Source organism: Ruminiclostridium cellobioparum subsp. termitidis CT1112 (genome assembly GCF_000350485.1).
In the GTDB taxonomy this organism is placed as follows: Bacteria; Bacillota; Clostridia; order Acetivibrionales; family DSM-1351; genus Ruminiclostridium; species Ruminiclostridium termitidis.
This window is the reverse complement of record NZ_AORV01000052.1, coordinates 60109-84151: the sequence shown is the minus strand read 5'-3', so window position 1 is coordinate 84151 and position 24043 is coordinate 60109. Positions and strand designations below refer to the sequence as shown.

Genomic DNA, 24043 nt, shown 5'->3' with positions numbered 1-24043 from the left:
TGGATTTATTTGTAAATGTTTTTAGTGATTTTGAAAGTGTTCTTTTGACTGGGCATACATTTATACATGGCCCAAGAGGCTCTGGAAAAAGTATGATGTTTAGATTTATGAACCCAGATTGCCAGAGGTTAAAGTTTAATAAAGATATAAAGGATTTAGATTATTTTGCTATAACGATACCGATAAAAAATGGGTTGTTTAACTTAAGAGATTTAGACTTACTAAACAATAATCATGGAGAATATTTATTAACAGAACATTTTATGATAATAAGATTTTCTAATTTTATTATTCAATCAATTATTGAACTTGATATTGATGAAAACGAAGAAAATCTACAGTCTTGCCTAGAATTTGTTAATAAAGATTTAAAAAGAATATTTAGTCTATCTGGTTATGATTCTGATATTTATACAGATAAAAGAATTTGTAAGGAAATCCTAGAATATGTGCTTAGACTATTTGAAGATTTAAATAGTGATTTTTCACGTAAAGTTTTACTCAAGCTTGATAATAGAAATGGAATTATCGATTACAATGGTCAGATATGTGTTTTTGAGGATTTTCTATATCCGCTATTAAAAGCGTTGCAAAAGTTAGCGTTTATGCCAAAATCACCAATTTACTTACTTATTGACGATGCGGATAATTTGAATTTAGCCCAAACCAAAATACTCAATACTTGGGTATCTTATAGGACAACTAAGGTTGTTAGTTTGAAGATTTCAACTCAAATGAATTACAAAACATATAAAACTACAAATAATCAGCTAATAACAACACCACACGATTACTCAGAAGTTAACTTGGCAGATTTATATACTACTAAGAAAAGTAGATACAAGCCTAGACTTGAAGAGGTTATAAAAAAGAGATTAAATAAATTTGGATATAATACTCAAGATACACAAGATTTTTTCCCCGCTGATAAAGAACAAGCAACTGGACTAGAGATAATAACTAACAGCCTTAAAGAACAATACCTGAAAGAGAATGCAAATGTTGAAGATGTGGAAAGAAAGGCATATGATTATGCATATAGGTATTCAAGTGCAATTTACATGAAAAACCTTAAGAATAGATATACATACAGTTATTCGGGATTTGAAAATCTAGTTAATATTTCATCTGGTGTTATGAGACATTTTATTGACTTTTCTGCAAGTATGTTTAATCGGCAAATTACAGATTACCCATCTGAGAGTATTAAATATCTTAAACCTGGTATTCAGGATGCGATAATTAAAGAATATTCGAATAGTTATTATGACACTAACTTTTCAAAATATGAAGATGATTGTGAAAACAATAATGTCCAGTTGGAAAAGATAGAAAAGTTAAGAAATTTGATTAACGCTCTTGGACAAATATTTCATTTAATTCTACTGTCTGAATATGCTGAAAGAAGGGTCTTTTCATTTGCGCTACAAAACAAGCCAAATAGCGAATTGAAAGAAGTACTAGAATTAGGAGTAGAGCATGGTTACTTCCATAAATCTTTAATAAGTAATAAAATGGGTACAGGAAAGACTTCATTGTATACTCTAAATAGGATATTTGCACCATTTTTCAAGCTAGACCCAAGTGGCTTTACAGGATATAAGTTTATTACTTGTGAAAGTTTATGCCTGGCAATGTATAACCCAACAACATTTGTTAATAATTTTAAAATGAAGGGTGAAAAATGGTTAGATCCTGAAGATAAACATGTTCAGCTACCATTAATTTAAGGAGCAAACTATGAAAGAAATATTTACATTAAAAGATTTAGATACCTTGAAAAATATTGATGTTTTTATTTGTGCGGCTGGTTTTGAAAATCGAAGCTATATTATACCTACGGCTTTAGCGACTATAGAAATTCCTAATAGCATAATATTTTACATAAATGACTTTTATATTGAAAATATTAATAATGCAGACAAAATATATTCCATTCTGAATTCAAATTTTAAGCAAAGAGTTGAGCTAAAGTATAATAACCCTAGTTTCTCATATAAAGCAATTAAAGAAGTTATAGAAAACAATTTAAACGGTATTAATATTTCTGGGAAGATATTGATTGATATAACAACTTTTTCTCACGAACATCTTTTGATGTTTATTAAAATTATTAGTGAGTATCAAAATCTTACTGATAAAATTGTTTTTTGCTATTTAGAATCTAAAGAGTATTCAATTGATGAAAAAGATTACGACAAGAAGTGGTTAACTAAGGGCATAAAAGAAGTAAGAACAATAATAGGCTATCCTGGGAACTTTGATCCATCTAAAGAAAATCATTTATTAATTATAATGGGATTTGAGAACGAAAGGACAAAAAAAATAATTGAAATTTTTGATTATGAACACATCACTTTAATTAATGGCGCAATTGAAGAATCAATTAATAATGAACATTATGCGATAAATAAAAGTAAATGCAACAATTTAATTGAGTTATTTCCGAATATTAACAATATAGAAGTTTCAGTAATTGATATAATTAAATGCAAAAAGCATATAGAAGCATATTTAGATATTTATAACAATTGCAATAATGTTATCATACCTATGAATAATAAAATTTCTACGATTGCATGCGGGCTATTAGGAATTAGTAACAAAGATATTCAATTGTCTTATATTTCTGCAGAGGTATACAACAAGTTCAATTATTCAATGCATGGAGAAAATGTTCATATGTTTAAAAATATTTTTTAGATCCTGTGAATAAATGTCTGAAATACTAATATATAGCCTTCTATGACATAATAAAGTCGTAGGAGGCTGTTTTTGCTATAAGATTTTAAGGCATACAAACTTTATTTTAAAGTTGCTGTGGAGGGCACACACTTAACCTACTTCTTTTGTAAAGTGCTAACAGCCCAAAATTTATTTAACTTTTAGTTAGGAAATATATTCAGATAATCTAAACTTGATATTGAATGTTAATAATCTCCTTAAAGGCATAAGGAGTCAAGCGCAGATGGAAGAGATTTATTTTTTTCAGCATAGTTACCTATATAATATTGAACCTGGGGGATTGAAAACAGAATATATTGAAAGTCTCACAAGTTATATAACAAGACTTTCAGAAGCGCATTCTGTATATACTGGCACATTGTTAAATAGGGTATTAGCGCAAAGACTTAATAGGGAATATATCTCTAAATACGCAGTAAATGGTGGAAATGGCTTCTTAGATTCAGCCCATGCTTTAAATGGAACCCACAAAAATGCTTCTGATTTTGCCGGGATTATTTCAGCATTGACATGTCGAAATGATATACAATATATGACCATGACTACATGGAGAGACGTTATTCCTGCAAAAGGTTTATTAAAGGGCACACTATCATGGTGCCCGGAATGCTATGAAGAATTAAGAAAGAGTAGCTTGCCAATTTTTTCTCCATTACTGTGGAATTTTAAGGTTGCTGAGATATGCGAAAAACATGGTATTAGATTAGCCAGCGTATGTCCTAATTGTAATAGTAAAATTCCGTATCTACACCGGAAAGGATGTAATGGGTTTTGCCCAAAATGCAATGCATGGCTTGGGGATAGTCCTAAAGACAATAATAATAAATCCGGAAGTGATATTAAATATCAGAGTTGGGTAAATTCTAATATTGGGGAACTACTTCGTTTAGCTCCTACATTAAATTGCTTTCCCAAAAGGGAGAACCTAACCAATAATATAAATTACCTAATTTATAATACCTGTAATGGGATTTTGGACTTTGGTAGATTTACAGGTTTTTCAAAGGCAACTGTATCTGACTGGTCAAGCGGTAAATCAATACCAACACTCGATAAATTGTTATTTATAGGATATAGATTTGGAGTGATGTTGAAAGACATGCTAATAAACGCTGATATTACAGCAAAGACAAGTCGTTTAATAGGAGGGGAGGCAAGTATTGTAACCGAAAATAAGTATATAGGAAGAAAAAAACTTTGTTACGATCAAGTAAGGGAAGAATTAGAAAAGTATTTACGAAAAGATAAAAATATTCCGATGTCACAGGTAGCGCAAAAGATTGGAATTAATAAAAGAGTATTGTATAGGATTTTTCCTGATTTATGCAAGCAGATCTCAAAAAATCATAAGCAGAGCTTAGAAAAAAGCGGTATTGAAAGAGCACAAAAAGTAAAACAAGAAATAGATTATACAATAGAGAATCTATTAGCAAATGGCCAATATCCGGGGAGAAGGAAGATAGAAATGAATCTTTCAAACAAAATAATACTGAGGGAAAAAGTTGCAAAAGAAGCATGGAAGTCTAAACTTGGAATGAATGGCTTGGGAAAATAAACATCTATTTTATTTAGCATGCTTATAAGTTAAGCCCCTAACACCATAACATATAGCTTATGCAATAGGATGTATGTAAGATATTATTATAGACAAAATGTAATATTGTAATAGCGATATTTACACCGAAAAAAATAGTGTTAGCAAATGGATAAAAAGTCAAGGCGAAAAAAAGAATGTATTTATTATTATTTGATTTAAGAAGGAGGGATACACAGCAAACTTATAAAGTTAGTTTTATAAAGCCCTTTTCTTGTTGCATGGAATGTATTCTATCGTTTTCATGTTATTACATATAAGTTTTAAATTGAGATTTTTTATTTAACATATGAAGGTAAATTCCAATTATTTTTTAAACCTATTTACAAATATTTATAGATATGATATTAGTATATTATGGTAAGGAATAAAAAGGGAATTGATGAAAATGTATAATAACGAGCAGATAAAAAGTGCAATAGTAACTTCATGTGAAGTCTTACAAATACTTGATATAAAGAGAGCACGATTAAGTCAATTGGTTAAAAGTGGAAAACTTAACCCTATAAAACGGAACATATTTCTTCTAGAGGATGTAATGAATAGAAAATCGCATCAGGAAGAATTGCGTATTAAATATTATAGACCGAAAAGTAAATTATAGTTGTTTTCGATATACAAATTATCAATTAAGTGAATATTGAGAGGCATCTAATCGGATTGTATTTTTACGGTTAGAATAAGACGCTCGGAGGGTGTATATGGCGTGTAACACGACGCTGCTTTAAAAGAGATTTTTTTGGATCTCATTTAGCTACATTCTCTGAGCTTTTGCTTTTTTTGCCTATTATTATTTTTAGGTTATCATTTTCAAAAAACAGTTGGGAATCAAGATATTCGGTAATAGCTAAAATTTTTAAATGGTAGTTGATAGCCTTAACAGGAAGACAAACTTGTACAGGCACTCGGAGTAGAAGATATGGATTTTATAATGACTTTTACTGTGGTTAAATTTTTAATGAGAGGTATGGAACCTATTGTATCTAAGGAGGATTGTAAATGTTTACAAATGATGAGTTCAAAAAATGGTGTAAAGAACTTGGTTACTCTGAATCTACTACTGAATTGATAAGTAGAATTCGAGAAAGTGAACCATCTCGCAATGTTGGAGGCGGAAGGAAAAATATGTTTGGGCTATACCCCAGTGGAAAAATGGGCAAGACAATCCAGTTTGAGAGCCATAAAGTTGAATTACCTGGATTGTATCTTAAAGAACATGACGATTCTGTAATAGAAATGTATGATCAGCCACCCGCAATAAAAATATCCTATAAATCTGCTAAAGAAAAAGTAGTAACAATATATCATACACCAGATTACTTTGTACTTTACAATGATAGAGCAGGATGGGAAGAATGGAAGACTGAAGAAGAGTTACTAGAGCTTGCAAAGGACTCACCCAACAGGTATGTTTTGATTAATGGAAAATGGAGCTGCCCTCCTGGGGAGGAATATGCTAAGCAATTTGGACTTCACTACTGGGTAAAATCCTCAAGTGAGATTAATTGGACTCTTCAAAGGAATTTGGAATTCCTAGAAGATTATTTATTTGATACCAAAACATGTGTTTCGCTGAAATCAATCAATAAGGTTTTATCACGTGTTCGTAGCAACCCTGGTATATCCTTGATTGAACTACTAAAAATTGATTGTGTGGAAGTAGATGATATTTACTATATGGTAGCGAGGGGAGAAATATATATAAATATTGAGCAAGAGCTGCTAAGTGAACCTGATTTCACTTGTGTTTTTATAGATAAACAAACAGCATATGCTTATAAAACGCTTACAACTCGTAAAAATATACCTTTGTTCACTGACCATACAATAGAGGTTGCTCCTGGTAATAAAATTATATGGGATAAAAACCCCTGGGTGATAGCGAACTTGGGCGAAAAAAACATTTCACTAAGCTCAGAAGAAGGAAAGATTATTGAGATAGGGAAAGAACAGTTCTTTAACATGGTTTCTGAAAATCGCATTAAGAGGGAAGAAAATGAAATTATCAAGGCAATAGACTCGACTATTATGACAATTATTGCAAAAGCAAGTGAGCAAGATCTTAAAATAGCTAACTTTAGGTATGAAATTATTCTTCCCATTTTAGAGGGAATCCCCATTAAAGATATAAAAGAAGGTATAAAAGTAACTCAGAGAACAATTCGTAATTGGGTAAATGACTTCAAACAAGCGGAGCAACAATATGGTTCTGGATATATAGGGCTTATTCCTAAAATAAAAGATCGTGGTAATAGGACCCCTCATCTTCCAGATGATATGCTAGATTTCGTTAATATGTTTTTAGATGAGAATGAAACAGTTACAAATCAGAGCGTTAAAGTCCTTTATGGAAAATTTATTAAAGTTTGTACAAATAAAGGATTAATTGCGCCGAGCCAAAAAAGTTTTGGCAGAATAATTAAATCAAGGCCCAAATACCAAAGAATTTTGCAGACGCAAGGGAGTAGAGCCGCATATGCGCAAGAGGAGTTCTATTGGGAATTAGATATGACTACTCCAAGACATGGGGAGAGAGCATTTCACATTGCTCATATAGACCATACTGAAATCGATCTAGAGATGGTACATTCAAAAACAGGGAAAAAACTTGGTAAAGCATGGATCACAATTCTGATGGATGCCTTTACAAGGAGAGTATTAGCTTTCTTTATTACATTTGATGAGCCATCTTACAGGAGTGATATGATGGTTATACGGGAATGTGTAAGAAGGTTTAATAGACTCCCTCAGATAATTATTACAGATAATGGTCGTGATTTTAGGAGTACCTATTTTGAAACTTTATTTGCATTTTATGGGGTTACAGTTAAAAGACGACCCCCACATAAAGCAAGATTTGGTTCCGTTGGAGAACGGCTCTTTGGTACAGTAATGCATCAATTAATTCACAATTTGCAGGGTAATACAAAAATTATAAAAAATGTTCGACAAGTTACGAAATCAGTCAATCCCAAGAATCATGCTGTTTGGACTCTACCCAATTTATATGAATTATTAAAAGAATACCTTTATGAGTTTTATGATGTAAATGAGCATACCGCATTAGGAGAAAGTCCAAGAGAGGCATTTGAACGTAGCATTAAAATTTCCGGGAAAAGGAAATTACGATTTATTCCTTATAATGATGAGTTTAAAATTATGACTCTTCCAGTAGCAAAGAGAAACAATGGTACTTCTCTAGTTGACTTACAGCGTGGAGTTAAGGTTCAATACTTTTATTATTATTGTAAAAATTTCAACAAACCTGATGTAGCAGGAACACGAGTCCCCACTCGTTTTGACCCATGGGATATTGGTATTGTATACTGTTATGTTCGCGGGCAATGGGAGAAGTGTTATTCCCAATATTACAGTATATTAAAGGGTAAAACTGAAAGTGAGATTTCAATTGCTTCACAAGAATTACTGGCTCAAAAGCAAAATTACGCTAGAAAATCGGGTGTTTCAGCTAAGGAATTAGCTAATTTTATTTTGAAGGCTGAAAAGACTGAAGAGTATTTGAAGCAATGCATATTTGATGAAGAAATAGATACGCAACTCTATGTAATTAATGGATGCTCTAATAGTAGTTCGAATGAGAAGAGCGAGGAATTTTATGATCGAAACTTTGATATTGATGAGGACATATATTTCGATCTAGATGAAGACTAGTTGAACAATTATTTTTTATGCAGTTGATGCTTAAAGGGTGTGATAATACTGAATGGAACACATAAAAAGTTTAAATAATAATGTGGAAAAGTATAAATTTCCTGAAGAATTGCTACAAAGTAGTGTTGAAGAACGAAAAACTTATTTTGATAATTATACAGTATCACATAAGTTTTTAGATGAAGCTATTAGCAGCACAATAAGCTTCATTACATCTCATGTATCCGAAAGACTTGTTTTTGTATGTGGTCCATCGGGTGTTGGCAAGAAAGAGCTTATTAAATCTATAAAAGAGAAAATCATTGAATTTAAAAGACCAGCATTAATAGAGAATCCCGGATGTGTTCCTGTAATTAATGTTGAGGCAATAGCTCCAGAACAAGGCAGCTTTAATTTTCGGAATTTATGGATGAGTGCACTTGAAAAACTGAATGAACCTATGATAGAGAATAAAGTCTCCTATAGGAAGATAGACGGGTTTGATGCTTTTGGGCGGAGTGTTCCCATATCGAGGATACAAAAAGCAGATTATCAAGAAGTACTTCAAAAAGCGCTCAGATATAGAACGGTAGGCGCATTAATTATAGATGAAGCACATCATATGTTGAGGGTTTCTAGTGGAAAAAAGATAAATTGGTCTGCTGACCTTCTAAAGTCTTTGACGAATTCCAGTCAAACCCCTATTGTACTTATTGGGACATATGAGCTAACAACATTCCTGGAGGATATAGATAAAAGTATAACAGATCAGATAAATCAAAGGACGAAGATAGTCCATTTTCGACATTATAGCTGTAAGAACAGAGATGAAGTTATGATTTTTGGCAAGACAGCAAAAAAGCTTTTACTTCATTTACCACTTGAACAGAGTGCAGAAAAACTTGCTGATAAAGAGTGGAAATATTTGTATAAATATTCTCTTGGTTGTATTGGTACTTTAAAGATTTGGCTGAAAGATGCCTATTCTCTGGCATTAGAAGAAAAAGCGAAAACATTAACTATAGAACATTTAGAGAAGAGTAGAAAGTCTGGGCATACATGTTCGGCATTACTTCAAAGCATTGAAGAAGGAGAAAGTAAAATGGAAAAGATACTATCTGAGGGCAATATTGAAGAAAAGTTAGGTTTCGAGAAAAATGAAAATAAATCTCGACTCGATCGTAATATGGGTACTTCTAGGGTCAAATCAAAACCATTTGAAAGGAATCCTAAGAGGGATATCGTTAATAATCGGTAGGCAAAAATATTAATTTGTTTTAAATAAACTTATGAATATTTATGAGGTATAAAACATTATGCACAATGAATTCTATAATATATATAATATTAGCCATTTATATAATCTAAAACCGATAGGTATAGGCACCCCGTATGTAGAAAGTTTAACAAGCTATATTAAAAGGTTAGCAGAGGCTCATAGTGTTTCGGTTGGAACATTAATACGAAAAGAATTGATTCCAGATATGGGTAGAGATTATCTGATGATTACTCATTTTGCAAGAGGTAATGCAATGAAAATAAATGCTATGCAATCAGATGTATCTGATTGCATAGTTCGAATATTAGGGAAAAAAACTTGCAATTATTCTCTCAGACATTTAACAATGAGTGCATGGAAAGAATGTTTTGAATCAAGAAGTACATTTCGAAAGAATAATGCGTGGTGTCCCTTTTGTTTTGAGGAAAGTCTAAAATCAAACGAACCTCTATATGAACAATTAATATGGACATTTAGAGATGTAGATATATGTGGAAAACATCAAACACCGTTAATACAAAGATGCCCTTACTGCAATGAATTAAATATCTTTATTTCTCAATCCAGAGTAGGATACTGTAGTAAATGCAATTATTGGCTTGGTTTAAGTGGTTATGAAAACGGCAAAATTCCATTAGTAAATGACGAATGGCATACTTGGAGTTATGACAATATTGGACAATTACTTGCTGTGCTTCCCATACTAAAAGGGGCAAATCTCTTACAGTTTCGCAAAAATATAGGTGGACTAAATATTTCTATGAAAAGGATATGTAATGAAATAAATGTAACGTATGGTTTACCTTATAAATGGGCGGAAGTTAAACCATGTTTGTCTGATGTGCTAAGGCTTTCGTTTAAAGTGGGATATTTTGTATATGAATTACTTACACAAGATATCGAAACTTTTACCGATTTGTTTTTGAATAGAAAGATAATAATGAAAAATAAGAGTTTTAGAAATAAAACTGATATAAAAGAACTAAAAAGAGATTTAGACGAGGCAATTTCTAAAAATGGAGTATCGCTTACGAAACTTTCTAATCAGGTTAATATTAAAAATGCAACTATCAAAAAGTACTTTCCTAAAGAAGTTGAAATTTTAAAAGAAAACTATAATAATTATTTAAAAGTTCAAAAAAAAGAAAAACTTAGTTTAATTAAAAATACAATGAAATTATTATTACATAAAGGTGTTTTCCCAAGCAAGAATGCTATAAAATATGAACTTGGTAAAGATATAGTAAGATGCGAGGAAGAAATAAGAGTTTGGAAAGAGACACTAGAAGAGTTAGGGTGCACAAAAGAAGGTTATAGTATTTGAAAAGAAGGAAATAAGTTAATTCCACTTTGGGCTGAGGAAATCTATTTTCCATGAGTTATAAATTTCATTAAAAAAGACCTAGAAATGAGGTCTTTTTTTGATAAGATATGCAACAGTGGTTTTTATTTTATACTGAACCGTCTTGATCCAAGTGGTTCAAGACGGCTTTGGGTTTCGCATTAGCTTAACACATTGAGACTGATATAGAAATTCGTGGTCTCCAATAACCTTGCCATGGGAATTGAAGGGGCTATTTAAAACCCACCCCCACAAGAGAGAGGTACAGAATTTATACTATCACTGGTTCTTGTGTAATTTTCAATAATTCCCCCCCGATCATTATACAAATTATTGCATTGCCATATTTTTATGGTATAATATTTTTAATTATATATAATTATATAAGAATATAAAAGGAGGTATGGTCATGAAACGTATTTTTGATAGCGAAAAAGGTGTTGATATGCTTATTAACGAATATGCACGAAAATCGGGTGTAAAGATCGGAAAGTTATTCAACAATGCTATTTATTGCTGGTTTTTGCCAGCAGCAAAGACTTTACAGGTAGAGGCTAGTTTTATCCTACAGCAGGAGGAAGCTGGGGAGCTCGACCAATGGACGATAAAGCAAAGCATATCTCGGGGTGTTACATGGCTAGGTAAATACCCCGTTGAAAACTGTAATATTCTAAAAAGCATTCTTTTGCACTTCACTTGTACCCCGTGGTCGGTAACACAAGAGGATAATCGAAACGACTTTGTAAAAGAAATGTTTAGTCAGGCAGAATCCAAATTAAAAGAATGTGACCCAAATTATAGATCTTTTAATGCGTGTCTTGGTAACTTTGGAGAAGATATTTGCGACCATTGGGATAAGGTTTGGAATGAAAAAATTATGTATGACGTTATCTCTTATATCGTTTTCGGAGAAGAAGCACAAAAAGAGTTTACATGGTATGAAGCAATCTCTATCTTGAAAGAAATTGAAGTTGTAGCAAACGAAAAATATGGTGTGAAATAAGGGATATATTCTTTTTGACTTAATTTTTCAAAGCAAACATCTGATAAGGCTAAAATTGCGAAGTTCTATGAAGTAGTAACGTGAGTGTTTTGTAAAATTTTAAGATTGCAATTCTAATTTAATACTGATTTCAGTAGAAAGATTAAGAAGTCAACATTTATTTCTAAAACGTTTACATATATGATATAATTTGCTAAAACAATTAATTTTTTTGAGGTGTGACTTATGGTACGTCAAGGTTATGATGAGGAATTTGAAATATATGGTGAGGAAAATGAGGAAGACTTACTCATCGAAAATTTAGATGTATTTAATCAGGCAGTTATATGGGGCACTGATTGGACAACCGAAACAATAGTATCTCAATTAAGAAAAGGCAATATAGACTTAAATCCTAAATTTCAGAGAAGAGATGCATGGGATGACCATGATAAAAGCAGGTTGATCGAATCGCTTATTTTAGGACTCCCTGTTCCCCCAATAATATTGGCTGAACGAAAAGATGAAAAGAATAAATACATTGTTATTGATGGAAAACAACGGTTATTGAGTTTAAGACAATTTAGTTCTAAACAAGATGAACATTTATTTAACACTTTAATTTTAAAAGATATGCAATTCTTAAAGTCGTTAAATGGCAAGACCTTTAGTGATATTGAAAGTAGCATTGAATATAGTCAATTTAGAACTCAATATGAAAATCAAACAATTAGAACTGTTGTTATAAAAAATTGGCCTAATGAAAAATTTCTGTATTCTGTATTTTTAAGATTGAATACTGGAAGTAAAAAGCTTTCACCACAAGAATTACGACAAGCTTTACATCCTGGAATGTTTCTTGATTTCTTAGATGAAGCTACAGGTAATAGTAATATGTTTAGGAAAATCTTAAGAAATGAGAACGCCGATCCGAGAATGCGAGATATAGAGCTGGCATTAAGATTCTATGCAATAAAATATAATATAACAAATTATAGAGGTAACTTAAAAGAATTTTTAGATGATACATGTAAATTGTTAAATAGTAGATGGATAAATAAAAAATTAGAAATAGAAATGGGTTTTGGAAATCTAGAGAAAGCTATTCAATTTACAATGGAGATCTTTGGAGAAAAAGATGCCTTTAGCCGTTGGAAAACAAATAAGTATAGTTCAAGGTTTAATCGTGCTCTATATGAAGTATTCACGTATTATTTTGCTTTTTCGGAAATAAGAGATTTAGTAATTCAAAGAAAGGATTTATTTTTACAAAAATTTGAATGCCTAAACGATACAGATAGTCAGTTCATTGATTCAATTAGTTCTACAACTAAAGATATTGGGAAAACAGTATATCGCTTTGATTGCATTTATAGGATAATAAAAGAACTTTTTGATGATGTTACAATACCTAGATTTCAATTACATGACGGAAGAATAGAAATAGTTGAGTAGAGGATGGTCATGGCTACAGATAAAAAATCAAAACAATATAGAGATTTAATAAAAAGAATAAATGAACTAGAGAAACATTTTATAAAGAGTTTTAAGACTAAGAATATACCTGATTTTACCTTAAGGCAAATGGATTTAGCGAGGGGATTTAGGGTTTTATGTCATGCCGAGATCGAAGCCTATTTTGAAGACGTTGCAAGATATTTACTTATCCAAGCAAAAAAACGATGGGATAGACAAAAAAAAGTGAATATAACAGTAGCTGCTTTGTTCGCAAACTTTGAAAGAATAGAAAAGAACATTCCACTTAATACGAAAATAAATCAAGTAATAAGGAGCTTTGAAGAGCAACGAATAAAATCTAACCATGGAATAAAGGAAGAAAACCTTATAAAGCTTTTTGTTCCTTTAGGAATTGATAAAGATGAGTTTGATTCGACTTGGCTTTCAACTATTGACTCTTATGGAGCTGGACGTGGGAATACTGCTCATACTTCAGCAAGAACTCAGCAACCAATTGATTTAGGAACTGAGATTCAGACTCTTAATTATATACTTCAAGGTATAGAACAGTTTGAAGTGCTAGTGAAAAGAATATCTGTTTAAATATTAGAATTCAATTTGAGGCTCAGCATCTGGCTCTAAAGCACTGGTCTGCCACGATACAGTAAACAATACATTTCTCACCAAGAAAAATAGTTTTGTTAATAGTTGAATTGTGTAAGTGAATGGCTTTTGAAAGGTTTTTTGCGACTAAAGTACCGCAGTCCTTCGCAGAGTTTAAGCGTGGTTACTGCTCAATATCATGGATATGATAAATACTAACTTCCCATATAATGTTCCACGTATAGTGAATAGTTGAAAGATAATGTGAGTATTGAAAGTAGTAGATAAAATGAGTACTTTATCGTGGGAGTAAAATAATATGCTCATTTATACTTCAATTGCTGACAAAATAACTTATTTATTCTCTGGCACAAAGAAAAGTTATGCTTCCTTTTTGGACTATAGGAAAAGTTATGCTTCCATGGACAATAAAATTTAATCCAAAAGACCCCGAAAAGGGGTCTTTTTTGGAAAAGATATGGTTCCTCTGGAGGAAAAGATATAAGCATTGCCACAATCAGGCTTTTCAGCGTTTTATACATAAAATTTTAGTGCGTTTGCGGGCTTTTTTCATTATAATTTTTCAATAAAAAAGAGTTTCCTCTTTTTTATCCCTGCATTGCTTCTATTAATTTCTTTGTTCCTATGATATTTATTGCCCTTTTAACTTATGTAGTAAAATACTATGGATTATATTGCTTATATGCTGCATACTGGTTTGTGAAATGCAGATGTGGTAGAAAATGATTATAACCGTTCTGTAGATTGCTTTCTCACACGATCAGCCATAAAATATTTATTAATTACAGTTCATATGATTTATATTGGTTATGCCGCAAAGAAACCTGCGATGTAATAATTTGCTGTAATAATTTATAGAGAGAAAGGGTGTAAAAACATGAAAAACATAGTTATAGTTACCGGAAACGAATCAAGGAGGGTGACTATACTTTAGCCCTCCTAATATGGAGGATTGCATGACATTAAGCAAAAAAACTCAAAGGATACGTAAATTTCTATCGTATTATGCGCCATATAAAGGATTGCTGATTGCGGATCTCTTTTCCAGCATTTTTATTGCAGCTCTTGCGCTTATTTTACCAGTCTGTGTAAGATACATCACAAAAGACGTTTTGGAAAACGGTACAGAAAACATTTTAGCTACTATTTTACAAATGGGTGCCCTGATGTTGGCCATAATCGTGGTTCAGACCGGCTTTGCAATGTTTTTTGACTACAAGGGCCATGATATGGGCGCAAAAATTGAGCGTGATATGCGCATGGAACTGTTTGAGCATTTGCAAAAGCTCTCATTTGGTTTTTACGACAGCCAAAAAACGGGTCAACTGATGTCGCGTTTGACAAATGACCTTTTGAACTTAGCGGAGTTGTATCATCACGGGCCGGAGAATCTCGTCATTTACGGTACACAATTTATCGGCTCACTTGTTATTCTGCTCCACATCAATTTAAAATTAACATTGGTTATCTGTCTGTTTTTACCCTTTATGGCTATATATTCGTTTGTTTTTTATCATAGGCTCCAAAAAGCCTATGCAAGGAGTCGCAGTCGTATCGCCGATGTTAACATGCAGGCAGAAGAAAATTTATCTGGTATCCGAGTAGTCAAAAGCTTTGCTAACGAAGAACTTGAAATTAAAAAGTTCTCCGCGGAGAACAGCTATTTTTATCAAAGCCGTGCAAATATATATAAGAACGAGGCACTGCATTTTACGGTAATAGAAAAATTTTTCACGCAGCTTATTACGGTAGCGATTATTGTAGTTGGCGGAATTTGGATTGCCGGCGCTGCACTGGATGTGCCCGATCTTCTGGTATTCATCTTGTATGCCGCCTATCTTACGTCGCCCGTCCCAAAGCTTGCATTTATGGTACAGCAATATCAGGATGGATTATCCGGCTATCGGCGTTTCCGGGAGATTATGGATACGATTCCTGAAATACGTGATGCCGAAAACGCTTTAGAAATACAAATTACACGAGGACATGTGGAGTTTCGCAATGTAACCTTCCGATACAACGAGGAACAGGATTATGTGTTGAGAAATGTCAGTCTTGATGTCCAAGCGGGTGAAACTGTTGCTATTGTGGGGAGTTCCGGTATCGGAAAATCGACCTTGTGTTCGCTTATTCCCAGGTTTTATGACGTCATTGAAGGTGAAATCCTCATTGACGGAATAAATGTCCGGGACGCGGCATTATGTCCGCTCCGGCAACAAATCGGCGTCGTTCGGCAGGAAACATTCCTGTTTGGGGGCACGGTTATGGAAAACATTTTATATGGCAGACCCGGCGCTACCGCCGATGAAGCCGTTGAAGCTGCGAAAAAGGCAAACGCGCATGAGTTTGTTATGGAACTGCCGAACGGATATGACACCGACATTGGACAGCGCGGTGTAAAACTCTCAGGCGGACAGCAGCAACGTATCAGTATAGCTCGGGTTTTTTTGAAGAATCCTCCCGTTCTTATTTTTGATGAGGCGACCAGCGCCTTGGATTATAATAGTGAAAAAGCCGTTATGGATAGCCTGAGAACATTGGCGAAAGGGCGCACGCTGTTTATCATTGCACATAGGCTGAGTACGGTGAGAAGTGCTGACCGTATAGTGGTTCTAACAAAGGAAGGGATTGCAGAACAAGGTACGCATGAACAGTTGTACGCGCTGGACAGCGTATATGCAAAGCTCTACAATACACAAGACCTATAAAATCATTCACTATAAAATCACTCTTTTGCATTTTCGCATATAAGAATTTTTTTAAAAAAGCTTTACATCTTTTTAACCTAACTTTCCGCAATTTGACCTAAAAGCCTGATTTTATCAGGCTTTTAGGTGCTTTAACAAGAAAATAGCACTGGATTTAACGGAATATTTCCAGGGATCGAAGTAAGCTCACATCTTATGTTTTCATGTTTTCCTGCCTGAATACATCCTTCAGGGTTTAAGAAGAGCTTGAGGATCGTGTGGAGGTCTGCCGGCAATATTAAGTGCAGCTCTTTTAAAACCCGCTTCATCAAGGTCAATTCCACCGATAAATGCATCAATAACTCTAACAGGGCTATCTTGACTGCTTGCCGTCATCAGCGGCTCCTATCAATCTTCTCTATTTTTGTCAGGCACCTGAATATTTTTTTGAAAATGTATTGACGAATAGTTCGGTACCTGATATATTATTATCAGGTACTGGAAAGTCAGGTACCGAACGAAAAGTTAACGGAGGATTTAATCATGGAAAACAATACGAATTTAATGGAGCAATTCTCTCGTGCGATGATGCTTCTTCATAGATATCAGCACCACAGCAGGAAAGAACAGGGGCCGTTTGCAGACCCGCACCGTGGCCAGGGACGGATTTTAGCGCTGCTTAAAATGCAGCCGGAAATCAGCCAGAAAGACATGTCTTATCTTCTGGATATGCGGAACCAGTCTTTAAGCGAGCTGTTGACCAAACTGGAAAAAGCCGGGTTCATAACCCGTACGCAGTCGGAAACAGATCGCCGTGTCATGGACATCAGGCTCACAAAAGAGGGCGAAGAGGCGGCCAATCAAGCTGAGCAAGGCAAACAGGATTCCGGCCAGATCTTCGACTGTTTGAACGAAGAGGAACGTAAAAACCTGAGTGAATATTTAGCCCGGATTATCACCCAACTTGAAAAACAGATGGGCGGCGAAATCGATTTTCCCGATGCCTGGGGCCCACGTGGCTCGATGCCGGAGATGATGCAGCATTTAAGAGAAAGTGGCGGTTGGATGCCGGGAATGATGTTTTTCGGCAATAAACAGAGAATCCCTCCACCGCCAGCCCCGCCGAAAGGTCATGGGGACGATCTTAGTCCTGACGATTCAGACGATGAATAACTAAATACCATTAGCAGAATTAAAGTGGTGCTGCTGTAAAAAAAGCCAAACGGCAGTACCCTTTCTTTTTTGCGCCAATTTTACCATGAACCAATACAAAACAATCAGAAACGGAGGTTTTTTCATGTTTAAAATAATTAAACGTCTGCCGCCTGCCCAAACGCTTGCAGCCATTGCATTCCTTCTGGTTCAAATCGGTTGCTCGCTTTATCAGCCCTATGTGACGGCGCATATCATCAACAACGGCGTTGTCAAAGGCGACACGGCCTATATCTGGTCGCAGGGCACGTTGATGATAGGCTTATCTGTTCTCAGCCTTTTCGGCGCCATTTTCAACACCCTGCTTTTTTCAAGAATATCCTATAAGTTGGGGGAAGAACTTCGCTCGGATGTTTACCGCAAAGCGCTGAAATTTGCTAGAAACGAATTTGACAAATTTGGCGCGTCGTCTCTGATAACCCGCAATACAAATGATGTAACACAGGTGCAGACACTGATTGAAATGGGACTTAAATTTTTGATTCTCGCACCCATACAAATGGTTGGCGGAATTTTGATGACTGTCCTGCTTTCCCCATCTTTAGCACTGATTTTCGTATGTATGATTCCGTTCCTTGCGATTGCCTATTTTATCATTAACAGATTTGCAAGTCCCCTTTATGCAAAAATGCAGCAGTTGCTTGACAAACTGAACCTCTATTTCAAAGAGGGGCTTACAGGAGTAAAGGTGATTCGTGCTTTTGATAAGGAAGAGCAGGAATATAACAAATATCTTGAAGTCAACCGCGAATACACCCGTGCTTCAATTACAGCCGGTACCATTATGAGCTTTTTTATTCCGGTTCTCACCATGCTGATCAGTCTGACCACGCTTTTGATTGTGTGGGTTGGCGGCCACGGTATCGCAAAGGGAACGATAGAAGTTGGCGCTATTATCGGCGCTATCAATTACGGCGCACAGATTCTGATGGCGTTTGCCATGCTGACACAGGTGATTTTAGCCGTACCGCGCGGTCAGACCTCGGCAAAACGCATTAATGAGGTGCTGTATATGCCGCTTTCCATTGAAGACGGCAAAAATGCACATGAGACCGTAACCGATGAAAAATCCCTCACCTTTGAGAATGTGGATTTCCGATATTTCGGAGCCGAAAAGAAAACCTTGTCCGATATCAGCTTTACGGTGTACGGCGGACAGACACTGGCCCTGATTGGTTCTACCGGCGATGGCAAGACCTCGCTTGTCAATCTCATTTTGCGTCTTTACGATATAGAAAGCGGGCAAGTGCGTCTTTGCGGAGCCGATGTACGTGAAATACCACAAAAGACGCTGCATGATAAGGTCAGCTTTGCACCGCAGACTTCCACGCTCTTCTTTGGTACCATCCGCTCCAATATGCAGATCGGCAAGCCGGATGCCACCGACGATGAAATCTGGGAGGCGCTTGATCTGGCACAGGCCACGGAATTTGTAAAAATGCTTGACAAAGGGCTGGACAGCATGGTGGAAAAAGCGGGCGGCAATTTTTCAGGAGGGCAAAAACAGAGACTTTGTATTGCGCGAGCGCTTCTAAAAAATGCAAATGTCTACATTTTTGACGATTCTTTTTCCGCCCTGGATTTCAAGACGGATGCGGCTGTGCGCTCTGCCATGAGGGAAAAAGTGAAGGATGCGATTACCGTTATTGTGGCGCAGCGTATTTCCACCGTGCAAGGCGCCGACCTGATCGCTGTGCTGGACAACGGCGTACTGGCGGGACTTGGCACACATGATGAGTTGAAAGAAAGCAATCCTGTTTACAGGCAGATTGTCGATTCGCAAACTTATAAGGAGGTGGCATGACATGGCGGCAAACAATAAACCCGTTATGGGAAGGATGGGCGCTCCGGTGGCAAAGCCCAAAAATATATGGGGTACCGTTAAGCGGCTCATGAGATATATGAAAAAGTCAAGCCTGCAGATTGCACTTACCGTCGCTATTGCCATTGGCGGCACTGTAATGCAGGTGTTCAGCCCTAAACTTTTAGGAAGTGCGACCACGGTTATCTTTGATGGATTGGGGTCACACACCGGCATTGATTTTGCCTTGCTCAGAACAATTTTGCTGTCGGTAGCGGCGCTGTATGCAGGCGCATTTGTCTCTTCCTTTTTGCAGCAGCGCATTATGACAGTGGTCTCGCAGAAAACCACTTATACTCTGCGCAATGAACTTAAGGCTAAGATGAACAGGGTGCCTGTATCTTACTTTGACAAGCGCCAAAATGGTGACCTGATGAGTGTGGCGGTCAACGATGTGGACAACGTCGTCACCAATTTGCAGCAAAGTCTGACTGCTTTGATTTCCAGTGCCGTAATTGTAGTCGGCGTGGTATGGATGATGCTTTCCATCAGTCCGCTGCTCACCTTGCTGGCGGCCATTATGCTTCCCGGTAGCCTTTTGGTCATGAAGCTGATCACACCGAAAACAAAGAAGTACAGCAAGGAATATTATACTTCCTTAGGCAGGCTGAACAGCCAGATAGAGGAAACTTATCAAGGGTTCACAGTGGTCAAAAGCTTTAACGGTGAAGAGGAGGCTCTCAAAAAGTTTGACGAAGTCAACACCGGGATGTATGAAACCGGCTGGAAAGCACGCTTTATAGGTGGTATCAGCATGCCGGGCATGCTGCTGGTGCAAAACATCATTTATGTTCTGATCGCCGCTGTCGGCTGTGTAAACGTGGTATCAGGCGCCATTACAATTGGTAACATGCAGGCGTTTTTACAATATTCTCTCCAGTTTAGCCAGCCGCTGATGCAGTTTTCACAGATTTGGAGCAGTATTCTGTCCATGATTGCCTCCGCCGAGCGTGTGTTTGAAATGCTGGATGCCGAGGAAATGTCTGAAACAAAAACCGAATATGCAAAACATGAGGATGAAATCGCTAAAGTTGTGTTTGAACATGTAAAATTCAGCTACACCGACACGCCGCTGATGACAGATTTCAGCATGGAAGTGGAGGATGGCCAGATGGTGGCTATTGTCGGACATACCGGCGCAGGCAAGACTACGCTTATCAACCTGCTGGAGCGTTTTTATGAAATCCAGGACGGCAGCCTGCGCATAGACGGTGAGGATATCCGCAATGTGGAGAGGCAGACTTTGAGAAGGCGCATCGGCATGGTGCTGCAGGACACATGGCTCTTTTCCGGTACAATTTATGATAATATCAAATACGGAAACGAGAGCGCCACCGACGAACAGATTTATGCCGCTGCTAAAGCTGCCTATGCCGACGATTTCATTCAAAAGCTGCCGGATGGGTACAACACGGTATTGAATGAGGACGCGGGCAATATCTCGCAGGGACAGCGACAGCTTATCACCATTGCGCGGGCATTTGTCTCCGACCCGGAGATTCTGATTCTGGATGAGGCCACCTCCAATGTTGACAGCCGCACAGAGCTTGTTATTCAGCAGGCCATGAAGCGCCTCCTGAAAGGCCGTACCAGTTTTGTGGTAGCTCACCGGCTCTCCACCATCTACGACGCCGACCGCATCCTCGTAATGGATAAAGGAGATATTGTAGAAACGGGTACGCATAGGGAATTGCTGGCGCAAAACGGCACATATGCGGATATTTACAACAGCCAGTTTGCCGGAAACGCGGCATGATTGATGAGGAAAATAAGCATTTCCATTTGAAACAGGCTTGGCTTCATCACTAACCAAGAAAAGAAATATACCGCACACAAGCGTATCCATTGGCATTATGCCGGCAGGTACGCTTTTATTTCATAAAGCATGTTTACGCTCATGCAATATCAGAATTTTAAGAGTTTCACCAACCTGCAATTAATGTATTTAACAGGTTGATAGATGTTCTATAACGTGATGTTGGGGTATAATATATTGAAAAGTATTTTCCAGCAGGATTAAAAATATAAGAAACAGGAGTTAAACATTATGGCTTTGTCAGGATTAACATTTGGGATTTACCCACTAAGCGCGGCAGGTACGCCTTTCGGTTTGGCTGTGGGGCCGGAAGATAATTATGAAAAAATTCAACTTGTTCTCCGGGACCTTCGAGGTGATTCTAAAAAGCTGTTTCCAAGAAATTATCTCATTTACACAAAGGAATGGGAAGCAAAAATGTTATCAAATGCGGATGGCTATCTTAAGGCCGGGTTATTGGGGGACTTGACCATAGGATGCGGAGATTGGACCAACCATCAGGAGGCAGGTATAGAACTTGACAACTGGCTTGGGTTTATTCGAAAAGTCATTAACAGATACGGTTCTCATTTGGCTTCTCTTCAAATTACGAATGAACCCAATTTGTCGTTTATGGAAGGTTCAAAACCATATATAATGCAAGCATTAATAGAAGGAGTTATTACGGCAAAGAAAGAAACACAGAAGTCCGGGCTGCCCATAAAGATTGGATTTGGCTCCGTTCCGGAGAGTCCGGCGGCAGTGCCTCATTTTTGGGAAAACATCTCAAAAGCCGGAGGAAAAACATTTATAGATTCGGTGGATTTTGTCGGACATAACTTTTATGTGGACGTATTTGAAGAACAACCTCTCGATTTGAGTGATATACCGGTTTCAGTAGAACATACGCTCCGCAGTCTAAGGGAAAAAGACCTTGCCGAAGCCGGTATACCGGCTTCAGTCCCTATACGTATTACTGAGAATGGATGGCCTACGGGTAAGAACCCCATTACAAATATAGAGAGACCTTATGAGCATCAAACCAAAGTTCTTGAGACAGTTGTACAAACAATATATGATTTACGGCAAGAGCTGAATATATCTCACTTTGAACTTTTTGGGCTGCGGGATGCAGACAGTTCCAAAGACGATCTCTTTCATCAGTATGGCATTATGCGGGATGATTATACGCCCAAACCGGCTTACTATACATTTAAAAAATTAATACAGGAACTGGGGATATGATTAGTTATAGAAGAAATCAACGTCAGAGCGTTAAAGAAAAGGGAGAACTGCAAACCACTTAAAGTGGCAGTTCTCCCTTTAGATTGTTACCCGGCATATTATTTTCAGCGCTGAAGTGCAGGGGCGGCAATATGCTGGAAATTTAGAGGGGCTATCGGTTGACAGGCCCCCTATCTTATGTAATAATTCAGGTGTTTCTTATATTGTCCAGGAGGGAATATGAAAAATTTCTTATTAAAGCACCATTTATTGCGTACACTTGTGGAACTTCGCGGCAATCCCCGGGCTTGTGTATACACAGAACCCATGTGGGGGCTGTCAATGAATCTCTGTTTGCCATATGCCACGGTATACATGCTGACCTTCGGCATGAGCGACATACAGGTGGGAATAGTTACATCGATTTATATGTTTTCTCAAATGGTGTTTGCCTTCCTGTCCGGTATCATCATCGATAAGATGGGGCGCAGGTTGAGCACCATGGTATTTGACTTCCTGGCATGGAGCCTGCCCTGTCTGATATGGGCATCCAGTCAGGGCTTCTGGTTCTTTGCCGTGGCGGCACTGCTAAACGGTACAATGAAGATAACCACGGTATCATGGGACTGCCTGCTGGTGGAGGACGCACCAAGGGATAAGATAACGCATATCTACTCATGGGTCATCATCTGCGGAAATCTCTCGGCGCTCTTTGCGCCAATATCTTCGATTTTGGTTGCCAGGCTGACATTGACACCGGCCATAAGAATACTCTATATCAATGCTTTCATTATTATGACGGTAAAACTGCTCATTCTGTACAAATTTTCTACAGAAACGGCTATTGGAAAAGTCAGGCGTGAGGCGGCCCGGAAAAAGTCATGGGGAGAAATGCTGTCGGGATACAGAGGAGCGGCACGCATGATACTTGCCTCCCAGGGTACGATATTTGCCATAATTATCAGCGTGCTGGTTGAGATTGTAGCAATGATTGGAATGACCTTCTGGCAGATTATTGCATCCCGCCGTATTGGAGTTCCCGATACGCTGCTGCCTATCTTTCCGATGGTACGGAGCATGCTGGCTATCCTGCTTTTTTTCACGATAATTTCACGAATCAAGCAATCAAATCTTAAATGGCCGCTATACGGGGGATTTTTCAGCGCAATTATCAGCTGTGTATTGTTGATTACCATATCAAACACCGGAGTTTGGGGATATGTAATACTCTCGGTGTCCATATTGTTTGAAGCTCTGGGCTCGGCCGTATTAAGCACACTCAGGGAGTCGCTGGTTGCCATACATGTCAATCCCGAGGAGCGTTCGGGAATTATGGCTTTGCTTCAGACGGTGGTTATGCTGGTGAGCGTCCCATTTGGATACATAGGCGGACTGCTGAGTGATATCTCCAGGGCATTGCCCTTTGTTCTGAGTATTTCACTGCTGCTGTTGGGTGTCCTGGCGACTGCCGTGTTTTACCGCAATCAGAACCAGAGAATGGAACAATTCACAATTATGTTCACTGATTCAGATAAAGATTAATATAATGTATTAATTACATTAATTACATTTATCTGGAGGGTAAACAA

The 24043-nt window shown here is 36.9% G+C and carries 16 protein-coding genes; 15 read left to right on the top strand and 1 reads right to left on the bottom strand.

Annotation, left to right across the window (positions count from 1 at the left end; translation table 11 throughout):
* The 10 genes from CTER_RS28395 to CTER_RS18745 all read left to right on the top strand — a co-directional run.
* A partial coding sequence (locus CTER_RS28395) for an ORC-CDC6 family AAA ATPase (RefSeq protein WP_004628118.1) occupies positions 1-1730 on the top strand: 1730 nt, incomplete at its 5' end.
* 10 nt (positions 1731-1740) lie between these two features.
* The gene (locus tag CTER_RS18790) at positions 1741-2703 is read left to right on the top strand and encodes a hypothetical protein (RefSeq protein ID WP_004628114.1); all 963 of its coding nucleotides are present in this window, start codon (positions 1741-1743) and stop codon (positions 2701-2703) included.
* Between the two features lie 265 nt (positions 2704-2968).
* On the top strand, positions 2969-4300 hold the full coding sequence (locus tag CTER_RS27120) for a TniQ family protein (protein WP_004628146.1): 1332 nt from the start codon (positions 2969-2971) through the stop codon (positions 4298-4300).
* A gap of 1038 nt (positions 4301-5338) precedes the next feature.
* Positions 5339-8011 (top strand): TnsA endonuclease N-terminal domain-containing protein, encoded by a 2673-nt coding sequence (locus CTER_RS18775; protein ID WP_004628161.1) that lies wholly within the window; start codon positions 5339-5341, stop codon positions 8009-8011.
* A 52-nt stretch (positions 8012-8063) separates the two neighbouring features.
* Complete coding sequence (locus tag CTER_RS18770; RefSeq protein WP_004628150.1) at positions 8064-9248, top strand: AAA family ATPase; 1185 nt, start codon at positions 8064-8066, stop codon at positions 9246-9248.
* A gap of 58 nt (positions 9249-9306) precedes the next feature.
* A complete protein-coding gene (locus CTER_RS18765) occupies positions 9307-10593 on the top strand; it encodes a TniQ family protein (protein ID WP_004628112.1) in 1287 nt (428 codons plus the stop codon).
* A 427-nt stretch (positions 10594-11020) separates the two neighbouring features.
* On the top strand, positions 11021-11614 hold the full coding sequence (locus tag CTER_RS18760) for a hypothetical protein (protein ID WP_004628119.1): 594 nt from the start codon (positions 11021-11023) through the stop codon (positions 11612-11614).
* 225 nt (positions 11615-11839) lie between these two features.
* Positions 11840-13048 carry a DUF262 domain-containing protein gene (locus tag CTER_RS18755; protein WP_004628129.1) on the top strand — a complete coding sequence of 403 codons (1209 nt, stop codon included), beginning with the start codon at positions 11840-11842 and terminating at the stop codon, positions 13046-13048.
* Between the two features lie 9 nt (positions 13049-13057).
* Positions 13058-13654, top strand: a complete 597-nt coding sequence (locus CTER_RS18750; protein WP_004628122.1) for a HEPN domain-containing protein — start codon at positions 13058-13060, stop codon at positions 13652-13654.
* Positions 13655-14631: 977 nt separating this feature from the next.
* Positions 14632-16383, top strand: a complete 1752-nt coding sequence (locus tag CTER_RS18745; protein ID WP_004628137.1) for an ABC transporter ATP-binding protein — start codon at positions 14632-14634, stop codon at positions 16381-16383.
* Positions 16384-16611: 228 nt separating this feature from the next.
* On the opposite strand, the gene CTER_RS28390 is transcribed toward CTER_RS18745, so the two are convergent.
* Positions 16612-16758 (bottom strand): hypothetical protein, encoded by a 147-nt coding sequence (locus CTER_RS28390; protein ID WP_165585972.1) that lies wholly within the window; start codon positions 16756-16758, stop codon positions 16612-16614.
* A gap of 147 nt (positions 16759-16905) precedes the next feature.
* On the opposite strand from CTER_RS28390, the gene CTER_RS18740 reads away from it, so the two are divergent.
* The 5 genes from CTER_RS18740 to CTER_RS18720 all read left to right on the top strand — a co-directional run bounded on the left by CTER_RS18740 (position 16906) and on the right by CTER_RS18720 (position 23996).
* A complete protein-coding gene (locus tag CTER_RS18740) occupies positions 16906-17535 on the top strand; it encodes a MarR family winged helix-turn-helix transcriptional regulator (protein ID WP_004628191.1) in 630 nt (209 codons plus the stop codon).
* 85 nt (positions 17536-17620) lie between these two features.
* Entirely contained in the window at positions 17621-19378 is a 1758-nt protein-coding gene (locus CTER_RS18735; protein WP_341349543.1) for an ABC transporter ATP-binding protein, read from the top strand.
* 1 nt (position 19379) lies between these two features.
* The gene (locus CTER_RS18730) at positions 19380-21191 is read left to right on the top strand and encodes an ABC transporter ATP-binding protein (protein WP_004628199.1); all 1812 of its coding nucleotides are present in this window, start codon (positions 19380-19382) and stop codon (positions 21189-21191) included.
* 291 nt (positions 21192-21482) lie between these two features.
* A complete protein-coding gene (locus CTER_RS18725; RefSeq protein ID WP_004628181.1) occupies positions 21483-22475 on the top strand; it encodes a hypothetical protein in 993 nt (330 codons plus the stop codon).
* Between the two features lie 219 nt (positions 22476-22694).
* Positions 22695-23996, top strand: coding sequence for an MFS transporter (locus CTER_RS18720; RefSeq protein ID WP_004628206.1), 1302 nt, complete (start codon positions 22695-22697; stop codon positions 23994-23996).
* The last annotated feature ends 47 nt before the right edge of the window (positions 23997-24043 follow it).

Coding starts and splice junctions, on each gene's coding strand:
- CTER_RS18790 (WP_004628114.1), top strand. CDS start 1,741: ATGAAAGAAATATTTACATTAAAAGATTTAGATACCTTGAAAAATATT.
- CTER_RS27120 (WP_004628146.1), top strand. CDS start 2,969: ATGGAAGAGATTTATTTTTTTCAGCATAGTTACCTATATAATATTGAA.
- CTER_RS18775 (WP_004628161.1), top strand. CDS start 5,339: ATGTTTACAAATGATGAGTTCAAAAAATGGTGTAAAGAACTTGGTTAC.
- CTER_RS18770 (WP_004628150.1), top strand. CDS start 8,064: ATGGAACACATAAAAAGTTTAAATAATAATGTGGAAAAGTATAAATTT.
- CTER_RS18765 (WP_004628112.1), top strand. CDS start 9,307: ATGCACAATGAATTCTATAATATATATAATATTAGCCATTTATATAAT.
- CTER_RS18760 (WP_004628119.1), top strand. CDS start 11,021: ATGAAACGTATTTTTGATAGCGAAAAAGGTGTTGATATGCTTATTAAC.
- CTER_RS18755 (WP_004628129.1), top strand. CDS start 11,840: ATGGTACGTCAAGGTTATGATGAGGAATTTGAAATATATGGTGAGGAA.
- CTER_RS18750 (WP_004628122.1), top strand. CDS start 13,058: ATGGCTACAGATAAAAAATCAAAACAATATAGAGATTTAATAAAAAGA.
- CTER_RS18745 (WP_004628137.1), top strand. CDS start 14,632: ATGACATTAAGCAAAAAAACTCAAAGGATACGTAAATTTCTATCGTAT.
- CTER_RS28390 (WP_165585972.1), bottom strand. CDS start 16,758: ATGACGGCAAGCAGTCAAGATAGCCCTGTTAGAGTTATTGATGCATTT.
- CTER_RS18740 (WP_004628191.1), top strand. CDS start 16,906: ATGGAAAACAATACGAATTTAATGGAGCAATTCTCTCGTGCGATGATG.
- CTER_RS18735 (WP_341349543.1), top strand. CDS start 17,621: ATGAACCAATACAAAACAATCAGAAACGGAGGTTTTTTCATGTTTAAA.
- CTER_RS18730 (WP_004628199.1), top strand. CDS start 19,380: ATGGCGGCAAACAATAAACCCGTTATGGGAAGGATGGGCGCTCCGGTG.
- CTER_RS18725 (WP_004628181.1), top strand. CDS start 21,483: ATGGCTTTGTCAGGATTAACATTTGGGATTTACCCACTAAGCGCGGCA.
- CTER_RS18720 (WP_004628206.1), top strand. CDS start 22,695: ATGAAAAATTTCTTATTAAAGCACCATTTATTGCGTACACTTGTGGAA.